18 protein-coding genes are annotated in these 21,098 nt (G+C 70.9%); 6 read left to right on the top strand and 12 right to left on the bottom strand.

Features of this window, described 5'->3' with window-relative positions; all coding sequences use genetic code 11:
* Both AAW14_RS01740 and AAW14_RS01735 read right to left on the bottom strand, forming a co-directional pair.
* The gene (locus tag AAW14_RS01740) at positions 1-138 is read right to left on the bottom strand and encodes a hypothetical protein (RefSeq protein WP_265559021.1); all 138 of its coding nucleotides are present in this window, start codon (positions 136-138) and stop codon (positions 1-3) included.
* A gap of 321 nt (positions 139-459) precedes the next feature.
* On the bottom strand, positions 460-1,362 hold the full coding sequence (locus AAW14_RS01735; protein ID WP_265559019.1) for an NADP-dependent oxidoreductase: 903 nt from the start codon (positions 1,360-1,362) through the stop codon (positions 460-462).
* A gap of 159 nt (positions 1,363-1,521) precedes the next feature.
* Here AAW14_RS01735 and AAW14_RS39400 point away from each other — a divergent pair, with 159 nt between their 5' ends.
* Complete coding sequence (locus AAW14_RS39400) at positions 1,522-2,799, top strand: response regulator transcription factor family protein (RefSeq protein WP_322740999.1); 1,278 nt, start codon at positions 1,522-1,524, stop codon at positions 2,797-2,799.
* A 574-nt stretch (positions 2,800-3,373) separates the two neighbouring features.
* Here AAW14_RS39400 and AAW14_RS01725 read toward each other — a convergent pair.
* Positions 3,374-5,038, bottom strand: coding sequence for an alkaline phosphatase family protein (locus AAW14_RS01725; protein ID WP_265559017.1), 1,665 nt, complete (start codon positions 5,036-5,038; stop codon positions 3,374-3,376).
* 352 nt (positions 5,039-5,390) lie between these two features.
* Positions 5,391-6,572, bottom strand: coding sequence for a PP2C family protein-serine/threonine phosphatase (locus AAW14_RS01720; protein ID WP_265559015.1), 1,182 nt, complete (start codon positions 6,570-6,572; stop codon positions 5,391-5,393).
* Positions 6,573-6,812: 240 nt separating this feature from the next.
* Here AAW14_RS01720 and AAW14_RS01715 point away from each other — a divergent pair, with 240 nt between their 5' ends.
* Entirely contained in the window at positions 6,813-7,289 is a 477-nt protein-coding gene (locus AAW14_RS01715; protein ID WP_265559012.1) for an SRPBCC family protein, read from the top strand.
* A gap of 40 nt (positions 7,290-7,329) precedes the next feature.
* On the opposite strand, the gene AAW14_RS01710 is transcribed toward AAW14_RS01715, so the two are convergent.
* The 3 genes from AAW14_RS01710 to AAW14_RS01700 form a co-directional block, all read right to left on the bottom strand.
* On the bottom strand, positions 7,330-8,499 hold the full coding sequence (locus tag AAW14_RS01710) for a hypothetical protein (protein ID WP_265559269.1): 1,170 nt from the start codon (positions 8,497-8,499) through the stop codon (positions 7,330-7,332).
* Positions 8,500-9,000: 501 nt separating this feature from the next.
* Positions 9,001-9,525, bottom strand: coding sequence for a hypothetical protein (locus AAW14_RS01705; protein ID WP_265559010.1), 525 nt, complete (start codon positions 9,523-9,525; stop codon positions 9,001-9,003).
* Positions 9,526-9,657: 132 nt separating this feature from the next.
* Complete coding sequence (locus tag AAW14_RS01700; RefSeq protein WP_265559008.1) at positions 9,658-10,179, bottom strand: hypothetical protein; 522 nt, start codon at positions 10,177-10,179, stop codon at positions 9,658-9,660.
* A gap of 166 nt (positions 10,180-10,345) precedes the next feature.
* Between AAW14_RS01700 and AAW14_RS01695 the strand changes: the two genes are divergently transcribed.
* Positions 10,346-11,089: an SOS response-associated peptidase gene (locus tag AAW14_RS01695; protein WP_265559006.1), complete on the top strand. Its 744-nt coding sequence runs from the start codon at positions 10,346-10,348 to the stop codon at positions 11,087-11,089.
* A 291-nt stretch (positions 11,090-11,380) separates the two neighbouring features.
* On the opposite strand, the gene AAW14_RS01690 is transcribed toward AAW14_RS01695, so the two are convergent.
* The gene (locus AAW14_RS01690; RefSeq protein ID WP_265559004.1) at positions 11,381-12,307 is read right to left on the bottom strand and encodes a DMT family transporter; all 927 of its coding nucleotides are present in this window, start codon (positions 12,305-12,307) and stop codon (positions 11,381-11,383) included.
* A gap of 7 nt (positions 12,308-12,314) precedes the next feature.
* On the bottom strand, positions 12,315-13,199 hold the full coding sequence (locus AAW14_RS01685) for an SDR family NAD(P)-dependent oxidoreductase (RefSeq protein ID WP_265559002.1): 885 nt from the start codon (positions 13,197-13,199) through the stop codon (positions 12,315-12,317).
* A gap of 217 nt (positions 13,200-13,416) precedes the next feature.
* Here AAW14_RS01685 and AAW14_RS01680 point away from each other — a divergent pair, with 217 nt between their 5' ends.
* On the top strand, positions 13,417-14,574 hold the full coding sequence (locus AAW14_RS01680) for an MGDG synthase family glycosyltransferase (RefSeq protein ID WP_416223231.1): 1,158 nt from the start codon (positions 13,417-13,419) through the stop codon (positions 14,572-14,574).
* A gap of 111 nt (positions 14,575-14,685) precedes the next feature.
* Here the strand turns inward: AAW14_RS01680 and AAW14_RS01675 are convergent, their stop codons facing one another.
* Positions 14,686-15,135 carry an SPW repeat protein gene (locus AAW14_RS01675; protein WP_265559000.1) on the bottom strand — a complete coding sequence of 150 codons (450 nt, stop codon included), beginning with the start codon at positions 15,133-15,135 and terminating at the stop codon, positions 14,686-14,688.
* A gap of 179 nt (positions 15,136-15,314) precedes the next feature.
* On the opposite strand from AAW14_RS01675, the gene AAW14_RS01670 reads away from it, so the two are divergent.
* The gene (locus AAW14_RS01670) at positions 15,315-16,616 is read left to right on the top strand and encodes a PP2C family protein-serine/threonine phosphatase (protein ID WP_265558998.1); all 1,302 of its coding nucleotides are present in this window, start codon (positions 15,315-15,317) and stop codon (positions 16,614-16,616) included.
* A 122-nt stretch (positions 16,617-16,738) separates the two neighbouring features.
* Here AAW14_RS01670 and AAW14_RS01665 read toward each other — a convergent pair whose 3' ends face one another.
* Positions 16,739-17,404, bottom strand: coding sequence for a formylglycine-generating enzyme family protein (locus AAW14_RS01665; protein ID WP_265558996.1), 666 nt, complete (start codon positions 17,402-17,404; stop codon positions 16,739-16,741).
* Positions 17,405-17,656: 252 nt separating this feature from the next.
* On the opposite strand from AAW14_RS01665, the gene AAW14_RS01660 reads away from it, so the two are divergent.
* Entirely contained in the window at positions 17,657-20,350 is a 2,694-nt protein-coding gene (locus tag AAW14_RS01660) for a SpoIIE family protein phosphatase (protein WP_265558994.1), read from the top strand.
* Between the two features lie 139 nt (positions 20,351-20,489).
* On the opposite strand, the gene AAW14_RS01655 is transcribed toward AAW14_RS01660, so the two are convergent.
* Positions 20,490-20,894: a (2Fe-2S) ferredoxin domain-containing protein gene (locus tag AAW14_RS01655; RefSeq protein WP_265558990.1), complete on the bottom strand. Its 405-nt coding sequence runs from the start codon at positions 20,892-20,894 to the stop codon at positions 20,490-20,492.
* Positions 20,895-21,098 lie beyond the last annotated feature (204 nt).

The following is a 21,098-nucleotide window of genomic DNA, read 5'->3' as shown; positions in this document are numbered from 1 at the left end:
TCAGGCGGCGGCCGGTGCTGCGGTCGTGCGCAGACGGCGCGCGTACGCGGTCCACAGCTCCCACAGGACGCGCATGATGATCGCTTCGGCGAGTGCGGCGCCGATCTTCGTCGCGACGGTTACGAGAATTCCGCCCATGTCGGCTGACTTCCTCTGCTCGGGTACGGGTGTCTCATATCCGACAATGCGGCACTTTCTTCCGGAATGGGTGCCTTGTGGAAGTATTTCTGTTGTCGCTCCGGTGAACAATAGGCAAAGTCGACCGGCGTGAGGAGCCCGGCCCCGAGCAGCCGCACGGCGCGCCAGGGCACGTACGGCCTCAGCCGTCACCGGCCGTCGGCTTCGGTGACGATCCTGTCGATGATCGCATCCTGACCGCCGGAGCGATGACGAAGCTAGGGGGCGGGCGAGCCCGGCCCCCTTTGCGACGGTCACGCGAGAGCGGAAGCGGCCCCCGCCTTACGGCCTCAGGATGAGCTTGCCGCGCGGGTGACCGCTCTCGCTCTCCCGTTGGGCCTCGGCGGCGTCGGCGAGCGGGAAGCTCCGGGCGATACGTACGTCCAGACGTCCGGCCGCCGCCAGGCGTGCGTGTTCGGCGAGAGCCGTCACGGAGCGCGGGCCGCCGCTGGAGAAGGTGATGCCGAGGTCGGCGGCCTCCGGGTCCGCGATGGTGACGATGCGGTCGGTGGTGCCGCCGCGCAGTTCCGTCGAGACGCGCAGGGCGCCGTGTCCGGCGGCGTCGTAGACGGCGTCGATGCCGCCGGGGGCGACGGCGCGCACCCGGTCGGCAAGGCCGTCCCCGTAGGCGACGGGGATCGCGCCGAGGGAGCGCAGATAGTCGTGGTTGGCGGGTGAGGCGGTCCCGATGACGGTGGCGCCGCGGGCCACGGCGAGCTGGACCCCGACGGCGCCGACCACACCGGCGGCCCCGTGCAGCAGCAGGGTCTCGCCCTCGGTCAGGCCAAGGAGGTCGAGCACGCGGGCCGAGGTCTCCGTGGCCACGGGCAACGCGGCAGCCGACTCCCAGCCCAGGCCGGCGGGCTTGGGGGCGACATCGGTGGCCAGGGCGTACGGGGCATACGCGCCCGTGTCGGTCCAGCCCAGCACCTCGTCACCCACCGAGACACCGGTGACCCCCTCGCCGACCTCGTCGACGATGCCGGCCGCCTCGAGGCCGGGGACCGCCGGAAAGGCCGGAGCCATGAACGGCATCCAGCCGTGACGGATCTTGTGGTCGAGGGGATTGACGGCCGCGGCCACGACCTTCAGACGCACCTGGCCGGGCCCCGCGTGGGGCTCCTCGATCTCCTTCAGGTGGAGCACCTCGGGACCGCCGTACTCCTCGTACACGATCGCCTTCATGTCATTCGCTCCCAGTCGTGTGAATACACCGCCGAGGCGGCTCGTGGACAACACCTCCATGCTCGTGCGGGACACCTCCGCTCCCGCTGTCCTTTCGGACGGTTCGGCCTGGCCGAAAGGACAGCCGGAGCGCAGGTCCGGCTGGTTAGGCTGGCAGCCATGGACCTCACGGCCGCAGTCGATGTGATCCGGGCGCCCCTGGGCGAGATCCTCCCGCGCCTGTCCGCCGCTCTCGCCGTGGCGATCCCGCACCGGGCGGTGGCCGAGCTGTCCAGCAACTGCGCGTACGCGCCGTTCAAGACCCATGGCGAGCCTCCGGGCGGGCCCGGCTCCGCCATCACCACCGCCGAGGTCGCCGCCCTCGCCCCGCTGACGCCCGCGCGTGGAAGCAGGCAGGGACGGGCCAGGATGGCCGGCGTCGAGGTGCCGGTCCTCGTGCTGTCCACCGACCTCACCGAGCGGGGGGCGATTCTTGTCCTCGTACGCACCGAGGACGCTCCGGTACCCGCCGAGCACCTGGCGGCGGCACATGCGCTGTGGGACCTGGTGACCGCGCACCGGGAACGGCTGGCGGCCGAGGCGGTACCAGGGGCACTCGCCCGGTCACGGGCGGCGGCCGCGGCCCGCGCCGCCACCCTGGCCGAACTCGGCGACGCCCACGGCTCCTCGCTCACCGCCCTGCTGGGCGTCCTGCGGGACCGGACCCTGGACGACACGGCCGCCCGGGCCCGCGCGGTGGACCTGGCCGTTTCCGCCCTGGTCGAGCTGCGCTCCGAGGCCGAGCGCGACCAGGCGCTGGTCGAGGAACGCGCCGACGACGCCTTCATCCGTCTCGCCGACTCGCTCCAGCAGGCGGTGCGCGCCCGCGGTGTACGGCTGGACCTCGGCACGCCCGGCGCGGAGGAGGGGGCGGACCGGCTGCTGCCCGCCGACGTCGCCAACACGGCACGTGCCGTCGTGCGTGCGGTGGTGTACGCGGCGCTGGACGACCAGGGGCAGGGCGGGGAGGTGCGCCGGCTCCACATCGGCTGGAAGGTCGGCGCGGGCGAGCTGCGGGCCACCGTACGGGACGACGGACCCGGGACCCTGTCCCGGGGCGACCTCGACGCGCGCCGGGTGGGTGAGCGGCTGGCGGCCCTCGGCGGACGGCTCGAGGTCGACGCGTTGCCGGGCTGGGGTACGACGGTGACGATCGAGGTCCCGCTCGGGCCGCCCGGGACACCGCGCAAGGATCCGCTGACCGTGCTGCGGGCGCGGGAACTGGAGGTGCTGGAGCATCTGGCGCGAGGACGGCGCAACCGGGACATCGCGCGGGAGCTGCACATCAGCGAGTCGACCGTGAAGTTCCATGTGGCGAACATCCTGGAGAAGCTGGGCGTCGGCTCCCGCGGTGAGGCGGCCGCACTCGCCCATGAGTGGGGGGCGACCGCCTCCTGACGTCGAGCACGCTCCGGCCGACGTCGAGCGTGCTCTGCAGGGGGCTTCCCCGACGCATACGACGGCGGCGTACCCCGGATCGGCCGTACGCGGAGTGGCCTATGCCCGGACCGGCCGTGGAGGCAGCTGCGTACCCCGGGACGGGCCGCGCGCGGAGTGGCCTATGCCCGGACCGGCCGTACGGCGGCCGGTCCCATGCGCTCCCCGCGCAGCACCCGCATGTGCAGCGCGGCCCATGCGCGGTAAGGCCGCCAGGCCTCCGCGGTGCACCTCCTGTTGCGGCTGACCAGAACTCAGGAGGTCACCAGGTCCCGGTGACCTCCGCGGCTGCACCCTGGACCTGATACCTGACAGAATCCGTCAGGTTTTCTGCGCGGGGAGGCGAGTCGACGGCCGGGCGGGTACGGCTCGCCGCGGCCGGCCGGCCGGCCGGCCGGGCACCGAGGCGCCGCCGACACTCATGGCTCGGTCCACGACGTCGACGGCCTCCGAGGCGGCATTCGACGAGGACTCGGCGGGACCGCCGGAGTGGCGGCCCCACCAAGGGAGTTGACGCGCGACGCCCGGGTCCGGGTCAGCGGTTGGGCAGTGCCCGGGTGTGCTCGATGCGTACGGCGTCCAGATCCTGCGGGTTCAGGCCGAGCAGCCGCAGGATCGTCGGGGCGATCTGCGTGGTCTCCACCGGGCCGCTGACGCGAGTGCCGTGCGGGGCGGCGCCACCGGAGACGACGAGCGGGACGTCGAGGTCGTCGGCGTGGGCGCCGCCGTGCTCGGCGATCTTGCCCTTGCCACCGGTGTAGACGACGCCGTACCGCGCGATGCCGAAGAGGTCGGGCACGCGCGGGTCCCCCGGCCGGACGTGGAAGTAGCGGGCGGCGTCCGCACCGGCGTACAGGGTCTTCAGACCGCTCGCGGTGAACGGCTTGGCGCTGCCGTCGATGCCGTTGCCGGTACCGGACTGGGCGAGCAGATACGCCTTGGCGAAATCGGTTGCCGCCTTGGAACGGTCCGTGAGCCAGATGAGCATGCCGTCGTCGTTCACGGAATGCGCGACCAGCTTCCCCGCGCCCGGATGGGCGGCCTTCCAGGCGGCGTCGAGACCGTCGATGAGCGCGCCGTCGTCGATCCGGGTCAGCGCCTTGGGGTCGGTCGGGGACTGCCCGTGCTTGGCCGAGAGGATGACCGTGGTGGTGCCGTCGAGGTGCTGCTTGCGGAGTTCGGCGGCGAGCGCCCCGACCTCCTTGTCGACGAACGCGAGGTTCTTCTCCAGCAGCGGGCCGGGGACGCCCTTCGCCCGGTAACCGCCCGTCAGACCGTCGGAGGTGGGGAGCTTCTGGGCGGTGGAGACGGACTGGAAGTTCATGCCGAAGACCGCCGGGGTCCCGACCTTGTCCGTACGGCTGTGGTCGTAGCCGTCGATCTCGTTGAGAACGGCCTGCACCTTGTAGCCGTCGTACTGCTCGGTTGCCGCGTTGTCCTTCGTCCAGTCGGCGCCCGCCTTGTAGCCGATCGCGTCACTGTTGATCTCGGGGGCGAACAGGTCCTGGATGCCGTTGCCGGACGGCCCGTTGAGGATGTCGTACGCGATGTGCTTGTCGGACCACGCGGTCCGCAGCCCGGCCTTGCGGGCCACGTTGAAGACCGTGTTCACCTTCAGGTACGAGTACGGATAGACCGGGTTGCAGGTCTTCGGGTCGACCGGCAGCTTCGACGGGTCGATCAGGCTGCGGGCGTTGCCGGTCATCTTCAGGATGCTGCCGGGCAGGCCGGTCAGTCCCTGACCGGCGTCGAGGGACTGCTTGTTGCGGTCGAGGTCCTCGGTGAGGTCGACCTCCACACCGGGCCGGACGCCCGTGCAGTGGGTCGTGCCGGCCGGGAGGAGGGCATGGTTGTAGGTGTCGTCGTAGTAGACACCCGTGGTGCCCGGGTCGCCCCCGGTGACCTGGCCGACCATGCCGGGGAACGAGTCCGACGGAACGGTGGTTCTGGCGTGCGTGTACTCCACGCCGCCGGCGGCGAGCCGGGCGAGCGCCGATCCGGGATGACGGGCGACGTACCAGGCCAGATCGGACTGGTGCAGGCCGTCGACCGACAGCAGCAGGACATGCCGGGCGGAGGCGCGTGGGTGCGGGGCGGGGGCGTGCGCCGAGGCGGGCGCGATGGCCGTCGCGGTGAGGCCGCCCACGGCGGCGAGGGCGGCCGCCACCGCGACCACGGGACGGGCAGGACGACTGAACAAAGGGTTCTCCCTGAGCTGTACGGAGCATGGGGGATGCCTGCGATCCATGCACCGACATAGGAAAAGGACAACGTGTACGGGAGGGGACTTCCGTACCGTGTCATCTCAAAGAAACAGATCAGTACGTGCAAAGAAGACAGAGCCGGGACCGGGCCGAAGCCGAACGGCGCGTCGGCGTACGAGGCGACGGGGGCCGGCGTACGCGGCGAGGAGGGCGGCGTAAGCGGCGATCAGGGGCCGGTGGACACCACGAAGTCGTTCTCGGCTTCCGTCCGGGTCAACCTCGGTGACAGGAATACCAGTTGCACGCGGCGGTGGACCGTCACGGGCGCTGGGCCGCCTGCAGACCACCTCAACTGTCTTCGGCGCCCGGACGGTGGCGGAACCCGTCGGCGTGGATGACCCGTTCGTGATGGCGGCCGCGGTGGACGCTGGTGGTGCGACGGAGGGCGATGAGGGCCGCGTCGTCGTCCAGGCGTCCACCGGTGTGGGCGAGGAGGTCTCGCCGGATGTGCTGCAGGAGCGCCTCGGGGCCGACCTCCGTCCAATGGGCGACGCGTTCCGTGAGCGGGTAGAAGCGGCCCCCGGAGTTCCGCGCCTCGATGACGCCATCGGTGTACAGCAGGAGGGTGTCGCCGGGCTCGAAGGAGAACACGTCCAGGGTGTAGGCGTCCGGCTCCGTCGCGCCGATCCCCATGGGGGGAGCGGGGTGCAGGCTTGGGATGGTGACCACGTGACCGGCGCTGAGCAGCAGCGGCGGGGGGTGCCCGCAGCTGGTCATACGAGTGATCGGGTCGTGGTCCGGAATCTCCACCAGCAAGGAGGTGGCGAAGCGTTCGCCCGCCTCCTCGGGCGGTTCGAAGTCGGCCAGATAGCGGGCCACGCTCTGCTCCAGGGTGGCGGCGAGCTCCGGCAGGTTTGCCTGCCGGTGAGAGGCCTCGCGGAAGGCGCCGAGCAACAGGGCCGCCTCGCCGATGGCGGACAGCCCCTTGCCGCGTACGTCGCCGATCATGACGCGCACCGCGTTCTCGGTACGGGTGGCCGCGTACAGATCGCCGCCGATCTGGGCTTCGTCCTCGGCGGCCAGGTACATACAGGCGACCTTCAGGGGGCCGATCGCTTCCGGCAGCGGCCACAGCAGGACGTGCTGAGCGGCCTCGGCCACCGACCGCACCTGGGCCAGCTGCTCACGGTGCCGGTCGCGGAGGGCGGAGTAGATGACGATCACCACCGACAGCACGGTGATGGTGATGATCTGCACGACGTGGTTCGTGGTGGTCAGCCCGCCGTGGAACACGGCGATGAAGATCTGGGCCGCCACCGCCAGTGCACCCACGAAGGCGGTCGTCCTGGGGCCGGCGAACGATGCGGTGAGCGCGGGCGCGATGACAAGTGCGGGTCCCAGATGGATGCTCGTCGGCGAGTGGATGTCCACCAGGGTGATCGCGATGATGAAGACGACCGGCAGCAACAGCAGCGCATGACTCGATTGCCACGGCTGCTGCAGACGGGCAAGGCTTTGCCGCGACCTCATGCCTTCCACCCTGCCTCGCTCGGGTGCGCTCGGCCACCGCATGCCCGCGGGAGGCGATCCGGCGGGGACTCGGTCTCTCCTGCCGCGCGCCCCGGAGGCCGCACCTGTAAGGGGCCGCTCCTGTAAACGGGTGCTCCTCATCTGTAAACGGCTGCTCCTTGGGTACCCGCCGCACTGTGCCGAGATCCACGCGGCGCCTTCCCGGTGCCGCCGCAGTCGATCAGCGAGAAGGAGTCGCAGATGAGCACGGTCAAGGAAGCGGTGGAAGTCGAGGTCCCGATCCACACCGCCTACAACCAGTGGACGCAGTTCGAGGAGTTCCCGAACTTCATGGAGGGGGTGGAGGAGGTCAGGCAGCTCGACGACCGCCACAACCACTGGACCACCAAGATCAGCGGAGTACGGCGCGAGTTCGACACCGAGATCGTCGACCAGCTCCCCGACGAGCGGATCACCTGGCGGACCACCGCCGGCGACACTCGGCAGAAGGGCACGGTCCGCTTCCAGCGCCTGGACGACAACCACACCAGGGTCGAACTCGTGATGGACGTCGAACCCGGCGGAGCCGCGGAGAAGACGGCGGACATGCTCGGGATCATCGACCGGCGTGTCAAGGGCGACATGCGGCGATTCAAGGAGTACATCGAGCACCGCGGAGGCGAATCCGGCGCCTGGCGTGGACGGATCAAGCCCGGTGACCCCGGCTCGTCCCGCTGAGCCGCCCGTCGCAAACGTCGCTGCCGGATCATCCGGCCGCTCACATGGTGCTTCCGCTCGGCCGCGCTGCGGTCTCGTCCTGCCCCGACAGAGGCAGGACGGACCGCCGCGGCCTGGCCCGCGTCCGCGACCGCTCGCTTCGGCCGCCTATTGGCCAGAACAGGACGTACACGGTCGAGACGGCCACGAAGCCCAGACGGATCAGACCACGGGCCGAGTCGTCGGGAACGACGAAGACGCTCCCGTACAGGGCGAGGAGCGCGATCCAGCTCCACCAGGGAACCAGGCGCCGCTGCCCGATGACGTCCCACAACAGGGTGCCCAGCAGAACGGAAGCGGTGTAGTACGTGTAGACGCTGGGGTCGAGGAGGATCCTGGCGTTGGCGCCGAGCAGGACAACACCGGCCCATCGGCCGCGCCATACAGCCACGCACCCGAGGGCCAGGCCCAGCGCTGCCTGAGCGGGGCGGTCCCAGGGCGGGGTCTCGGGATCGCCGACACCGAGCCAACGCAGCGCGGAAGCGGGCTGGTTGGGGATGGTGAACTGGGCCGCGGCGAACGAGTGCGGGGCGCCGACGAAGAAGGGCAGCCAGGCCAGCGCCACGAGACCGGCGCACCACAGAACCGCGCGTAACCACTGATGCCTTGGCAGTGCGAGGAGCAGCGGCAGGAAGGCCAGTGCGGTCGGCTTGGAGTCCATGGCCAAGGCCAGGAAGAGGCCGGTTGCGGCCGCGTTGCCGCGGGTGACCGCGCGGACGGCCAGGGCGGTGAAGAAGAGCGCCAGTACGTCATCGAGGTGCCCGAAACGGACCGCGACCTCGATCCACATCGGTATGAAGGCCAGGCCCGCGATCAGCACGCGCTGCCGCAGTCGCTGGTGGTTGGTCCCGGTGCCCAGGAAGTGCCAGGCCGCGCTGCGCCCGGCCAGTACCAGGATCACCAGGCCGAGCAGGGACATCAGGGCGGCGGCCAGCGCCTGCCCGTCGGCTCCCGGAAAGGGGTTGAACAGACCCGCGACGAGGAAACTCACGGGGCCCATCTGCAGTTCCGGATGTTGGGCGTACAGGTTCAGACCGCCGTCCCCTCCGCCGGAGGTGCCCTGGTAGATCAGCTGTCCGCCGTCGCGCAGATAGTGCCAGGAGAAACCACCGTGCGGCTCGACCACGGCGAACCAGAGGATTGTCCAGGCGGCGAGCAACACCAAGTGCACTCGCTGACTGATGACCGGCACACGCCTTCCTTTCGGCTCCCGACCCTCGCTCATCACCCTGAGACGGCATGGGTCCCCTCCTTCAGATGGCCGAACGGGCCGGGAGGTTCTCCCGAGGCCGCGATCAGAATCTCCCGGAAGCCATGGGCCGGACAGGTCTTGTGTCCTCCGCCCGAGCAATGCCCTGAGAACGAAGCGCGCTGGCACTCCATCACTTTGAGGAGTAACTGCTTTGAGAAGTAGTTGCTTTGAGGAGCTACTGCCTTGAGGAGCAGCCGTGTTGAGGAGCTACTGCCTTGAGAGGAGCTACTGCCTTGAGGAGGGCCTGCCTTGAGGAGCTACTGAATTCAGGAGAAGCAACTGCCTTGAGAAGCAGCTCTACACGGGTCACCCCGCCCCAGGGCGCGGCAAGGCAGCGGCGGGTCTCGTCGTCGTGGTGAGCCGGCGACGCGCCCCGGCACCAGCTGCGCTCCCCGGCGAGCGGACCATCGTGGGTGTCGTTCAGCCGAGCGACCTCTCGCGCAGGGACTGCCGGGCCAACCGCTCCGCCCGTTGCGCGTTGGCCATCACGCGCGCCTGCTTCCTGGGCCACCAGGTCAGTTCCAGGAGGAACAACGCGACCACCAGCCACGACACCAGGGCCTGGCGGGTCGAGCCCGTGAAGGTGTCGCTCAGCGCGAGAGCCACGGCCAGTACGGAAAAGAGCAGGACCACCCAGGGGAAGAGGCGGCCCTGTTCCGAGGCACTGCGCAGTCCGCCGCCGTACTCGAGGACAGCCGACGCCAGCCGGGCCTCGCCCACGTCCTCACCGCAGCGGGTCGCGCGCACCACCGCCCCCCGGTCCGCGGGGGCCAGACCCTTTGCTCCGGGCCAGGCTCTGCTCATCCGGCGGGCACCCCTGATCCCGTAGAAGGGGCTCAGCACCAGGACCACCAGGGCCGCGCCCAGCCCTGATCCCGATTCGGCGAGCACCAACGCGCCGAAGAGGACACCGACGGGAAGTCCGATGCTCAGGCCTCTTAGCACCGGACCCCTTCGCCAAACCCAGCCCGGGACCACGACCACGCGTCCATGGTTACGGCGGTCGGTTGGACGAGGCATCCGAGGACCGGCGAGTCGGAGTACAGGAACCGCCCGATCGAGGAGGCGTGAATGTGATCAGTGCTGGATCGCCACCTTGGCGACCACGATGGCCAGGCCGAGCGCGAGGTTGACGGCGCTGACGGACACCACCACGAGGGCGGAGGCACCGGCCCGCCGTGCCGCGGTGCCGGCCCAGAACACCTGCTGGGCCAGGGAGATGCCGAGCGCCAGCCAGGCGGCTCCCACCAGCCCCAGGCCCAGGAGCGGACTGAGGGCCACAGAGGTGGCCGGCAGGACGGAGGCCTGCGCGATAGGCCACTGACGGGCGCAGACATGGCGGACCTCCGCCCAGGTGAGGGGCTTGTGCAGCAGGCGGTCGCCGACGAAGTCGGAGTAGGCGTGCGCGGCCCAGAACACCACGCCGGTGCTGAGCAGGAGCAGCACGAGGTCCACACGCGGGTAGGGGCCGACCGCGCTGGTCCCGGCGACGACCGAGGCGGCCAGGAGCGAGCCGTAAACTGCGCCCGTGTAGTCGGGCCGGGCGATGTCGACCGGTCGCCCGGCATCCGGATCTTGCGGGGTGGCCTGACGTGTCACCTTTCCAGGATCCGCGGAAAAACCCTGTTCCGCTGCTCACCACCGTGGGGCCGAGCCGGGTACGGGGAGCGGCGCCTGCGGCCCCCCGGGTGCGGTCGCCGCCGACGGAGCTTCCCCCGCGGTGGTGAGCGGGCCGTGGCTCCGGGCGCCATGGCACAGTGGCGGTATGTGCGGCCGATACGTCTCCACCCGCAGCCCCGCGGACTTGGCCCGGTTCTTCCGTGTCACCGACTGGCGGCCCGAGGAGACGTTGACGCCGAACTGGAACGTCGCCCCGACCGACGACGTGTGGGCCGTCCTCGAGCGCACACCGCGTGGTGCGGACCACGAGGTTTCCGCACGGCGGCAGTTGCGTCCGCTGCGCTGGGGTCTGGTCCCGTCCTGGGCGAAGGACACGACGATCGGCGCGAAGATGATCAACGCACGGGTGGAGACGGTGCATGAGAAGCCCGCCTTCCGACGCGCCTTCGTCCAACGCCGCTGTCTGCTGCCGGCTGACGGGTTCTACGAGTGGCAGCAGATCGCGCGTCCCGAGCAGGGCAAGGCCCGCAAGCAGCCCTACTTCATCCATCCCGCCGACGGGCAGGTACTGGCCCTCGCCGGGCTGTACGAGTACTGGCGCGACCCCGCGGTCGGCCCCGACGACGATCCCGCCGCGTGGCTGATGACCTGCACCATCATCACCACCGAGGCCACCGACGCGGCCGGCCGTGTCCACCCGCGCATGCCGCTCGCCCTCCACCCCGAGCACTACGACGCCTGGCTCGACCCACGCCGCCAGGACCCTGACCGGCTCCGCGCCCTGCTGACCCCGCCTGCGGACGGTCACCTGGACGCCCGGCCGGTCTCGACAGCCGTCAACAGCGTCCGGAACAACGGGCCCCATCTCCTGGACGAGGTCGCGCCCTGACGCCGCCGACAGCGTGGGCCCGACGCGGCCGTGCGCTCCCGGAGGGCCGGACTGCGGCCGGCCGTGAGGATGCCCTGCTACGCGCCGTCGTGGCGCCCGTACAGCACCGGCTCACGACCGCCGCGCCACCGTTTCACGTGGACGAGGTCGCGCCCTGACGCCGCCGACAGCGTGGGCCCGACGCGGCCGTGCGCTCCCGGAGGGCCGGACTGCGGCCGGCCGTGAGGATGCCCTGCTACGCGCCGTCGTGGCGCCCGTACAGCACCGGCTCACGACCGCCGCGCCACCGTTTCACGACCGCTGCGGCGCCCGCTCCTGGGCGCCGGGGTCCGATCCGTTCCGCCCTCCCGGCGCCGTGTCCCACGCAGCGCCGCCCGATGTCGCGCTCGCCAGTCCGATGCTGCCCGCCCCGATGAGCAAGATCCCTATCACCTCGGGCACCACGCGCACCCCGAGGGCGATGCGCTCGTCGAACAGCGCCCACCCAAGCGCCACACTGGTCACGGCGTCACCGAGGGTGAGAGCCGGCTGGGACGCCGTCAGGCTCCCGGCGCGGAAAGCACTCTGCAACAGCAGGAAGCCGACCGCTCCGGTGCTGACGGCGACGTACGGCGGCCATTGCGTGAAGACGGTGGCCACACCGCTACTGAGCCGTCCCATGACCTCCTTCATCAGCGCCGCCGTCGCGGCGAACGACACGGCGGACGACAGCCCGAGCAGCACGGCGCGCGGCGCCCCCTTCACCCCGCGCGCCGTGGCCACGAGCAGGACGACGACGCCCAGCACCGCCGCTCCGGCCGCCGGCCAGCGCCCGGGCAGGACCGTGGGCCGGCCCGCGGACGGCGCGGCCATCCCCAGGAAGAGGGCCAGGCCCACAGCAAGGGCTGTGAACGCCAGCCAAGTGCGGCTGTCGGGGCGGCGGCGGAAGACCACACTGCCGACGGCCAGGGTGAACAGCAGCTCACTGGCCAGCAGCGGCTGCACGACGGACAGGCTGCCCACGGCCAGGGCGGACGCCTGCAGCACGGTCGACAGCACGAGCAGGCCGGTACCCGCCAGCCAGTGCGGCCGCCGCAGCACACGCGCGAGCCACCGCACCGCCTGACGCACCCCGTGGCCGCTTTCGGGTTCGTCCGTCGCCGCTCGCCGCTGCAGAACGGACGCCGAAGCGTTGGCGAGCGCGGCCAGCAGGGCGAGCCCGATGGTGAGGGCGCTCAACCGCCACTCATCCGAATCTGGCGGCGAGCCGCCGGTACAGACCCGGCGCAGCGCCGCGCACCCGCGCGGGCAGGCGCAGCCAGCCGGGAACGTAGATCTCGTCGCGCCCCCGGGAGATGGCGGTCCAGACGGCGTCCGCCACGCGCTCGGGAGGCACCGGCTTCGGCCTCGACCGGCGGTAGGGCACGCCCCGACGCTCGAAGAACGGGGTGTCCACCACGCCGGGGACGACATGGGTGACACCCACGCCGGTGCCGCGCAGTTCGTAGCGCAGGGCGTCGGCGAACGTGGCGAGCGCCGCCTTGGCGGCGGAGTACACGGCCTCGCCGCGCACGCCGACGGCGCCCGCGAAGGATCCGATGATCACCACACGCCCGGCGCCGGCTTCGACCATGTGGGGGAGCAGACGCCGTACGAGGTGCATCGTGGCGAGCACATCGACGTCCATCACCTCGTCGATGGCATGTGCGGGCATGGCACTGAAGTCACCGGCCCAGCCGATGCCGGCGCAGGCCACCAGCAGGTCCACCCGGCCGAGGTGGTCGAGGGCGAACTCGGCCAGCTGCCGGTCGGCACCCGGACGGGTGAGATCCGCGGGGAAGACGGTGGCTGGGGCCTCGACCGCGATACGCGCCAGTCGAGCCGCGTCCCGTCCGTTCAGCACCAGGCGCCAGTCGCCCTCGGCGGCCAGCCGACGGGCGACGGCGGCACCGATGCCCGAGGAAGCGCCGGTCACGAGCGCCGTACCCCCGTGAACCGCCGTGTCCCCGGTGCTGCGAAGCGAGGGACTGGCGTCCGTGGACGCCGCGTCCGGGGGAGGGTCGGAGTCCGTGGGCGGCGCGTCAGAGGAAGGGACGGAGGCGGATCCAGCACGGGAGGGAGCATGAGACATGTCGGCTGACCTCGGCTGCGACGGCGGGCACCGGACGGGCGGGTGACGTTTTGGAAAGCGCGGCAGGGGACAATCGGTACCAATGCGTACATTTTCCCCTGCGTCTCGACGGCAGGCGACGCGAGCGGTCGCGACGTCTCGGGGGACGGCTGGCGATCCGCGTCTTTCCGTCATCGCGTCCAGGCCGTCCGTGACCCGTGAAACGCCCCTGTGAGCCATGGCTGAATCTGTCGGTTCTGTCGGCCCCGCCGGACGGTCCGCGGGCCGCCGGCGGATCCTGATCCTCAGCGCCAGCATGGGTTCCGGCCATGACACCGTGGCCGCCGAGCTGGTCCGCCGTGCGGGGGAGCGCGGCCATGACGCGCACGTCGTGGACGTCCTCGGGCTGCTGCCGTACGGCCTGGGCGGCGGCCTGCGCCGCTGTTACCGGGCATCGGTACGGCATTTTCCGTGGGCGTACGCCGCTCTCTACGACGCGTTCCTGCGCCGAGGGGCGGGTCGCCGTCCGAGCGGTGTTCCGCTGGCCGGACTCGCCGGCGACCGCCTGGGGAAACTGGTGGACCGCACGGGCGCGGACGTCGTGCTCCCCGTCTTCCACCTCGGCGCGCAGCTGACCGGCCACCTCAGGTCTCTGGGGCGACTGGAGGTGCCGAGCGCGGTCTTCCTGATCGACTTCGCCGTGCACCGTCAGTGGCTGCACCCGGGCAACGACAGATACTTCTGTCTCACGGACGAGGCCGTGCGAGAGGTGCGCCAGGACATCGCCACACCGGCCGAAGCCACCGGTCCGGTCGTGGCACCCGAGTTCTTCGCCCCGTCCCCCCGGTCGGCGCAGTGGTCAGAGTGCTTCACCCGGCGCGCACCTGGGTGCCCCCCTGTGCTCCTCTCCGCTGGTGCCTGGGGAGCGGGCTCCCGCCTCGCTGCGACCGCCGGGCTGCTGTCCGCGCACGGCTATCTGCCACTCGTGCTGTGCGGGCGCAACGAGCGGCTCCACAGACGCCTGTCCAGGGTCCCGGGCGTCTTCGCGCTCGGCTGGGTCGCCGACATGCCCGGCCTGATGCGCGCGGCGGGTGCACTGGTCGACAACGCCGCCGGGCAGACCGCCGTACAGGCCCTCGCCGCCGGACTGCCCGTGGTGGGATACCGCCCTCTGCCGGGGCACGGCGCGGAAGGAGTGCGGCGAATGGCCGAGCTGGGCCTCTCGGACTTCGCCGCGGACGAGGAGGGCCTGCTCGGCTCCCTGGAGCGGCTCACTGCAGCCGGTCCCGACCGGGAACGCCGGATTGCTCAGGGATGCACGCTCCAGCGGGTGGACGTGCTGTCCCGCGTGCTGGAGCTCCTCGAGACGCCCGAGGCCCGAGCCGCAGGACCGTGATGCCGGTGGGCCGTCGGCGTCACCGATGGGTGGGCCACCGGCGTCAGATGGGTGCGCCGCCGGTCCCGCCGGGGGTGCGTCGCCGGTCCCGCCGGGGGTGCGTCGCCGGTCTCACCGAGGGGCGCGACGGGTGACCCCGATGGTCAGGCCCATCGCGGCCAGGCCCAGCAGGAGCGTCACCGCGCCCAGGACGCAGTTGTTCCAGATGATCCCGGCTCCTGCGCTATGGGTGGTGGTGACCACCCACGGCGAGATGAGGAGCCACAGACCGAGCGGTGCGACCACCCAGGCCAGGCGCAGCATGCGCTCCGGGGCCACGGTCAGTCCGAGCCCGATCAGGCCCGTGGTGACGCCGACGATCAGGTTGTTGACGGTGAGGTTGGGCGCAGTCGCCGAGAAGTGCACGACCCAGGGTGATATCGCGGCGTAGACGCCCGCCAGGACGATCAGTCCTTCGATGACGATGGCCCCGCTGCTTGAGGCCGTCCGTTCGAGCCGCTCCCGCATCTCTGCCAGATCGGGATGCGTTCCCATGCCGGTGGACCGCTGCGGATACGACATCGCTGTCGTCTCCTCTCCTGAAAGGAGTTGCCTACCTTAGGAGGAAATTCCCTTATTCGGCCCGTTTATCCAACATGGGATTGCCGCAAAGATCCTGACATGCCTTTGCCGGAACCATGGTCGGGTTGAGCTGTTGAGCCGCATCGGGCCGGTTGTTCCGATCCCTGCCAGGAGTTCTCGTGTACAGGCCGCGTGAGTGGATCCACCGGGACCGGCACGGCCGTCGCGAGGCCGTGGGGCGCGGCGCAGCCCAGTCGGGCAGCACGAGCCTGCAGATCCCCGCGCCGGCGCTGTGGATGCGCTGGCTTCCCGCCATCTACGTCGGCGTGATCCTGGTGCTCGAACCGATCACACCCGTGCAGTGGCCGGTCAGTTTCCTGCTCATCGCACTCCCCGTGGTCGCCGCCTACACCCACGGCGCCCGTACCGTCGCCGCGATCACGGTGTTCGCCGTCGCGTTCGAAGCGGTCCTGGCCGGCACACCGTGCTGCGCGGGGCGTTCCGTCGGCTACGTGGGGGAGCGCCACTACGTCGCCACCTATATCTCCACCGTGCTGGTCGGTGTCCTCGGCACGATCCTGGCCTCCCACCGCGTTCGCCGGGAACGCACCCTTGCCACCGTGCGCTCCGTGGCGGAGACCGCACAGCGCGTGCTGCTGCGCCCGGTGCCCCGCCGCCTCGGCCAGGTCTGCGTCGAGACCCTGTACCTGTCCGCCGCCGCGGAGGCACGCATCGGTGGCGACCTGTACGAGGCGGTGCCAACCGTGTACGGAGTGCGTCTGCTCATCGGCGACGTCCGGGGCAAGGGTCTGGTCGCGGTCGAAACGGCCGCGACGATGCTCGGCGGCTTCCGCGAGGCCGCCTACGACGAGCCCGATCTGGCCGCCGTGGCGCGCCGCGTCGAGAGGAGCATGGCCCGCAGGGCGGCGGAGCTTCCGGGCAGTGAGGTGGCGGAACGGTTCGTCACCGCCGTGTTCGCCGAGATTCCCGACCGGCAACCCGTGGTCCGCATCGTCAACTGCGGCCACCCCCCACCCCTGCTCATCGACCGAGACGGGTCGGTGAAGGAGATGAACTCGACGGATCCCTCACTGCCCCTCAACCTCGGCGTCCTGTTCGGGGACGAGTACCACGTCGACGAGCGGCCGTTCCGCCCCGGCGACCTCCTGCTGCTGTACACGGACGGCGTGACCGAGACACGGGACCGCACCGGAACCTTCTACCCACTGACCGAGCGCATCCGGCAGTGGGCCGGCCTGCCTCCCCGCGAACTGCTCGACCGGCTGCACGAGGATCTCCTCGCCTTCAGCGGCGCCAACCTGGACGACGACACCGCGGCACTCGCGGCAAACCGCCTTCCCGGTGAGCCCCGGGACGGGGCCGAGCCGTCCGATGCCGAATGCCGGGCCGAAGGAGCCGAAGGAGCCGAAGGAGCCGAAGGAGCCGAAGGAGCCGGAGGAACCGCGAACCAAGGGAACTGAAGGAGCCGAAGGACGGAAACGAAAGAACGGAAGGAGCCGAAGGACGGAAACGAAAGGACGGAACGAGCCGAAGGACGGAAACGAAAGGACGGAAGGAGCCGAAGGAGCCGAACGAGCGGGCGTCACGACCGGGCAGACGGTGACGATACGGAGCGCGCGACGCGGAAGCCCACGTCGTCGATCCGGAAGGTCGGGTGGCTGCGGCGCCGCACCGAAGCCCGGCAACTCCAGTGCTCATCGCACCATCCGCCGCCCCGCAGCACCCGGTAGGTGCCGTACACCTCGGCGTCGTAGACGTCCCAGCACCAGTCCCACACGTTGCCGAGCATGTCGTAGAGGCCCCATGCGTTCGGCCGCTTGCCGCCCACGGCGTGGATCCGGCCGTCCGCGTTCCCCCTGTACCAGCAGATCTCGTCGAGCGGGCCGTAACGCGGGCCGGCGGTCCCGGCCCGACACGCATGCTCCCACTCGGCCTCGGTCGGAAGCCGGTAACCGTCGGCAAGGTCGTCCCACTCGGCCACCTCGGCGTCGGTACGGAGGCGATACGCGGGTGTCAGGCCCTCGCGTCGGGACAGTGCGTTGCAGAACCGGGCCGCGTCCCACCACGACACACCCTCGACAGGCAACCGGCCGCCCTGGGCGGTGCTCGGCCGCAGCCCCATGACCTGTGCGTACCAGGACTGCGTGACCGGGAATGCCGCCATCTGGAACGAGGCGACGTCGACCTGCCAGCTGCGCCACGTCCGGCGGTCGGACAGCGTCACCTGCCCAGACGGGATCGCGACCATCTGATCTCCCAAGCCACCGACCACTTCCAAGACACCAGCTACTTCCGGGCCACCGACCACTTCCAAGCCGCCGTCTACTTCCAGGTCATGATCCACGACGGGTCACCCTAGCGGCCCCTGGTTGCGGCGTACCCCTGTGACGACGGATGGCGAACGTGGCTGATGTGATTCACGGGGCGAAAGAACAGCCGGTGGGCACCACCTCTCGGTCCACGCCATGGCCCCTCGGGATCACTGTGCTAGAAATGTCCCATGGCGAACCGTTTCGCCAGGCTTCGGTCACTGGTGGGCAAGAGCCCGCGAAGCGTTGCCGGGCAGGTGTTCGTGCTGCAGGCGGCGCTGGTCGTGGTGCTCGTGGCCTGCGCCGTCTTCGCCCTCGTCCTGCAGTCGGAACGGGACACCAACGCCGAGGCCAAGCGCCGTTCCATCGCCGTCGCACAGACCTTCGCGCACTCCCCTGGCATCATCGCGGCTCTGCAAACCCCCCACCCCACGAAAGAGCTCCAGCCACTCACGGAGGCGGGACGCAGGGCCGCGGGAGTCGACTTCATCGTGGTCATGGACACGAAGGGCATCCGGTACACCCACCCCATTCCGAGCAGGATCGGAAAGCGGTTCGTGGGCACCATCGGGCCGTCGCTGGCGGGACGCGTCTACACCGAAAGCGTGCACGGACCGCTCGGCCGCGAGGTGCAGGCCACCGTCCCCATCAGGAATTCCAGCGGCAAGATAGTCGCCCTTGTCTCAGCCGGGTTGAAGGTCAAGAACGTCACCACTCAGGTGGACAAGCAGATCCCGCTCATCCTGGCCGCCGGGGCCGGTGCGCTCGTGGTGTCCACCGGTGGGACGGCACTGGTGGGCCGGCGTCTGCAACGGCAGACCCACAGGCTCGCCCCTGCCGAGATGACCCGCATGTACGAGCACCACGATGCGGTGCTGCACTCGGTGCGCGAGGGCGTACTCATCGTCGGTGAAGGCGGCCGGCTGCTGCTGGCGAACGACGAGGCCAGACGGCTGCTGGAGCTGCCCCCGGACGCCGAGGGGCGGCATGTGACGCAGTTGACGGACCTCGACCCCGAGACCGTGGCGCTGCTCGTCTCCGGGCGCGAGGCCACCGACGAGGTGCACCTCGCCGGGGAACGGCTGCTGGCGGTCAACCAGCGCCCGACGGACCGCGACGGAGGCCCCAAGGGAACCGTGGTGACGCTGCGCGACTCCACCGAACTGCAGGCGGTGTCCGGCAGGGCGGAGGTCGCACGTGAGCGGCTCAAGCTCCTGTACGACGCAGGACTGGGCATCGGGACCACCCTCGACGTGGCCCGCACCGCCGAGGAGCTGGCGCAGGTCGCCGTCCCACGCTTCGCCGACTTCGTCACCGTGGACCTGGCCGACGCCGTGCTGCACGGAGAGGAACCGGCTCCCACGGCGACGGACATGCGGCGCACCGCCGTGCATGGGATCCGGGACGACCATCCGCTCTACGAAAAGGGCCGGCTGATCGACTTTCTGCCGTCCACGCCCCAGGCGCGGGGCTACGGCACCGGCCGGGCCGAGCTGGTGACCGACCTGTCGACGGCCACGGGCTGGCACGCCCAGGACCCGCCGCGCACCAAGAAGATCATGGACTACGGCATCCACTCCCTCATCGCCGCTCCCATCCAGGCCCGCGGTGTGGTGCTGGGCATGGCCAACTTCTGGCGCGCCAAGCAGCACGACGCCTTCGACGAGGAGGAGCTGTCGCTGGCCGAGGAGCTGGTGGCCCGGGCCGCGGTCAGCATCGACAACGCCCGCCGGTACACCCGAGAGCACGCCTTGGCGGTCACCCTCCAGCGCAGCCTGCTTCCGCGGGCCCTGCCCGAGCAGAGCGCCTTCGACGTCTGCTACCGCTATCTGCCCGCCCAGTCGGGCGTCAGCGGGGACTGGTTCGACGTGATTCCCCTGCCGGGGAGCCGGGTGGCGCTCGCCGTCGGGGACGTGGTCGGCCACGGCCTCCACGCAGCCGCCACGATGGGGCGGCTGCGGACCGCGGTGCACAATTTCTCCACCCTCGACCTGCCGCCCGACGAACTCCTGAGCCATCTGGACGACCTGGTCGGCCGTATCGACCAGGACGAGGGAGGCACGGATGCGGCCGCCGGCGTCGTGGGCGCCACCTGCCTGTACGCCATCTACGATCCGGTGTCGCGCCGTTGCACCATGGCGCGGGCGGGGCACCTGGCTCCCGCGCTGGTCCGCCCCGACGGCACCGTCACCTTCCCCGATCTGCCGACCGGGCCGCCGCTCGGTCTCGGCGGCATGCCGTTCCAGACCGGCGAAGTCGATATCGAGGAGGGTACCCAGCTCGTCCTCTACACCGACGGCCTCATCGAGGACCGCAGGCGGGACCTGGACGTGGGCATGGAGATGCTCCGCGAAGCTCTGGCGGGCCATCCCGACCGGACGCCGGAGGAGAGCTGCCAGGCCGTGCTGAGGGAGCTGCTGCCCGAGCGGCCCAAGGACGACGTCGCCCTGCTCATCGCCCGCGCCCGGACGCTGTCGCCGGACCGGATCGCCGACTGGGACGTGCCGCTCGACCCGGCCGCCGTCGGCGCGATGCGCGTCGCCGTGTCCGAGAAACTCGACGAGTGGGGTCTGTCCGAGCTCGGCTTCAGCATGGAACTCGTCCTGAGCGAGCTCGTCACCAACGCCATCCGCTACGGCTCCGAACCGATCCACGTACGGCTGATCCGCGACCGCTCGCTGATCTGCGAGGTGGCCGACGGCAGCAGCACCTCGCCGCATCTGCGGTACGCCGCCACGACCGACGAGGGAGGGCGGGGCCTGTTCCTGGTGTCGCAGATTGCCGAGCGCTGGGGCACCAGGTACACGCCCCAGGGCAAGGTGATCTGGGCCGAACAGGCCCTGCCGGAGGTCACCGAGGAGCCCGGCCCCCACGCGGACGGCTGACCTTCGAACCATGATCTCTGCGGTCGTCGGCGGGGTGGGTTCCTCGCAGGGATGCAGCAAAGGGCGGAGCAGGACGCGGCTCTCCCCGGCCTTCGACGACCAGGTCACCGGGGGCCGGGCAGGGCCGGGAGCGTCGTCTTCACCGGCGTGCACGGGCGCGGGGGCCCCGCGGTGGGCGGATGAACTGCAATTCCAGGGCGACCGGCGGCTCGGCGATGCCCGGGCCACCTGCTGACGCCCACCGCAGCAGGTCGTCCGTGCTGTCGTCGTCCATCGCGAAGCCGATCCAGACAGCGCGCCCGCCCGCCCGGCGCCCGGCCGTGGAGGGCTGGACGACGATGACGTTGGCCTGGTCGCAGGGGCCGAGGCAGTCCGTCGTACGGACCGCAAAGCGGCCCCCCGAGTCCGTCGCGGCGGCCCGCAGCCGGTCGAGTTGCCAGGCGTGGTCGGTGCCGGGGAGCTTGCGCGGGTTGCCGCAGCAGCAGCCCCGACACACCACCAGGGTGCAGGGGCGATGCGCGGCCCGTATCCCGAGGCCGTTCACAGGGCTGCCTGACGGTTCACATCGGCCGTGTCCCCGCGGAGATCCGCCACGCCGCCCACGGTCTCGGTCAACCGGCGCGACCCGCCCGGTCGACGGCGCGGTTCCAGTGGCATGAGAGTTCTCCTTCGTCCCCGTTGAGCCGGAAGCCGACGCAGGCGCCGGTGAGTTCGACGGTGCGCTCGACCGCACGTCGCGTACGACGTC

It is taken from the genome of Streptomyces hygroscopicus, assembly GCF_026168105.1.
In the GTDB taxonomy this organism is placed as follows: Bacteria; Actinomycetota; Actinomycetes; order Streptomycetales; family Streptomycetaceae; genus Streptomyces; species Streptomyces hygroscopicus_D.
The sequence above is the reverse complement of the archived record's forward strand: the minus strand, read 5'-3'. Positions and strand labels throughout refer to the sequence as shown.